This window comes from Arthrobacter sp. 35/47 (genome assembly GCF_000520475.1).
In the GTDB taxonomy this organism is placed as follows: Bacteria; Actinomycetota; Actinomycetes; order Actinomycetales; family Micrococcaceae; genus Arthrobacter_D; species Arthrobacter_D subterraneus.
Genome location: NZ_KI914613.1, coordinates 99,036 through 101,299 on the forward strand (window position 1 = coordinate 99,036; position 2,264 = coordinate 101,299).

Here is a 2,264-nt window from a genome sequence, read left to right on the forward strand (position 1 = left end):
ACTGAATTTCGCCGCGGAGCCGCTGGCGTTGAAGGAGAATAAATGACTGACACAGGACACAGTGCCCCCGTGACGCTGCCGCTGACGCCCGATGCAACCAGCGGCGGATCCATGCTCGTGGCCGGATCACCCGGCGGGGCAGTGGTGCGCCGCTCGGTTCTGCCCGGTGGCGTGCGCGTGCTTACCGAGGCGATGCCGGGACAGCGTTCGGCAACCATCGGGTTCTGGGTGGGCGTGGGATCACGGGACGAGGCGGACGGCGAGCACGGGTCCACGCACTTCCTCGAGCACCTGCTCTTCAAGGGAACGCAGCGTCGGAGCGCGCTCGATATCGCGGCGGCCTTTGACGAGGTCGGCGGAGAGTCCAACGCGGCGACGGCGAAGGAGAACACCTGCTATTACGCCCGGGTTCTGGACTCCGACCTGCCCATGGCGATCGACGTCATTGCGGACATGGTCACCTCCGCCGTGATTGACCCGGAGGAGCTGGAGCAGGAACGGCACGTCATCCTGGAAGAAATCGCCATGGACAGCGATGATCCCTCCGACGTTGCCCACGAGAAGTTCGTGGAGGAAGTCCTCCGGTCCCATCCGCTCGGCCGCCCGATCGGCGGGACGCCGGAGGCCATCAAGGCGATCTCCCGGGAGTCCGTCCTGGAGCACTACCGCCGGTACTACCGCCCGGAAGAACTCGTGGTCACGGCCGCCGGCGGTCTCGACCACGACGTCGTATGCTCCCTGGTGGTGCAGGCGCTCGAGCGCGCAGGCTGGCACCTGGCGGAGGAAGCCTCGCCGGTGGCCCGGCGTGCTCCGCAGCCGGCCGTTCTGAACGGGACCGGGGGAGTGCACATCATCCGGCGCGCCGTCGAGCAGGCCAACGTGCTGGTCGGCTGCCCTGCCCTGACTGCCACCGATGACCGGCGGTTTGTGATGAGCGTGCTTAACGCCGTGCTGGGCGGCGGCATGTCCTCCCGCCTCTTCCAGGAAATCCGGGAGAAGCGTGGACTGGCCTATTCGACCTACTCCTTCTCGGCGTCGTACGCCGACGCCGGCTACTTCGCCATGTATGCAGGGTGCAGTCCGGCGAAGACCGGGCAGGTCATCGGCCTGCTGCGCTCGGAACTGGCGGCGAACTGAATTTCGCCGCGGAGCCGCTGGCGTTGAAGGAGAATAAATGACTGACACAGGACACAGTGCCCCCGTGACGCTGCCGCTGACGCCCGATGCAACCAGCGGCGGATCCATGCTCGTGGCCGGATCACCCGGCGGGGCAGTGGTGCGCCGCTCGGTTCTGCCCGGTGGCGTGCGCGTGCTTACCGAGGCGATGCCGGGACAGCGTTCGGCAACCATCGGGTTCTGGGTGGGCGTGGGATCACGGGACGAGGCGGACGGCGAGCACGGGTCCACGCACTTCCTCGAGCACCTGCTCTTCAAGGGAACGCAGCGTCGGAGCGCGCTCGATATCGCGGCGGCCTTTGACGAGGTCGGCGGAGAGTCCAACGCGGCGACGGCGAAGGAGAACACCTGCTATTACGCCCGGGTTCTGGACTCCGACCTGCCCATGGCGATCGACGTCATTGCGGACATGGTCACCTCCGCCGTGATTGACCCGGAGGAGCTGGAGCAGGAACGGCACGTCATCCTGGAAGAAATCGCCATGGACAGCGATGATCCCTCCGACGTTGCCCACGAGAAGTTCGTGGAGGAAGTCCTCCGGTCCCATCCGCTCGGCCGCCCGATCGGCGGGACGCCGGAGGCCATCAAGGCGATCTCCCGGGAGTCCGTCCTGGAGCACTACCGCCGGTACTACCGCCCGGAAGAACTCGTGGTCACGGCCGCCGGCGGTCTCGACCACGACGTCGTATGCTCCCTGGTGGTGCAGGCGCTCGAGCGCGCAGGCTGGCACCTGGCGGAGGAAGCCTCGCCGGTGGCCCGGCGTGCTCCGCAGCCGGCCGTTCTGAACGGGACCGGGGGAGTGCACATCATCCGGCGCGCCGTCGAGCAGGCCAACGTGCTGGTCGGCTGCCCTGCCCTGACTGCCACCGATGACCGGCGGTTTGTGATGAGCGTGCTTAACGCCGTGCTGGGCGGCGGCATGTCCTCCCGCCTCTTCCAGGAAATCCGGGAGAAGCGTGGACTGGCCTATTCGACCTACTCCTTCTCGGCGTCGTACGCCGACGCCGGCTACTTCGCCATGTATGCAGGGTGCAGTCCGGCGAAGACCGGGCAGGTCATCGGCCTGCTGCGCTCGGAACTGGAGCGGC

Annotated in this window: 1 protein-coding gene and 1 pseudogene; both read left to right on the plus strand. The window is 67.3% G+C overall.

The genetic code is table 11. From position 1 onward, the window contains the following. Positions 1-111 precede the first annotated feature (111 nt). Positions 112-1,125: pseudogene (locus X803_RS19885) on the plus strand (pitrilysin family protein); the annotation flags it as partial. Between the two features lie 118 nt (positions 1,126-1,243). Next, a partial coding sequence (locus tag X803_RS19890; RefSeq protein ID WP_156930073.1) for a M16 family metallopeptidase occupies positions 1,244-2,264 on the plus strand: 1,021 nt, incomplete at its 3' end.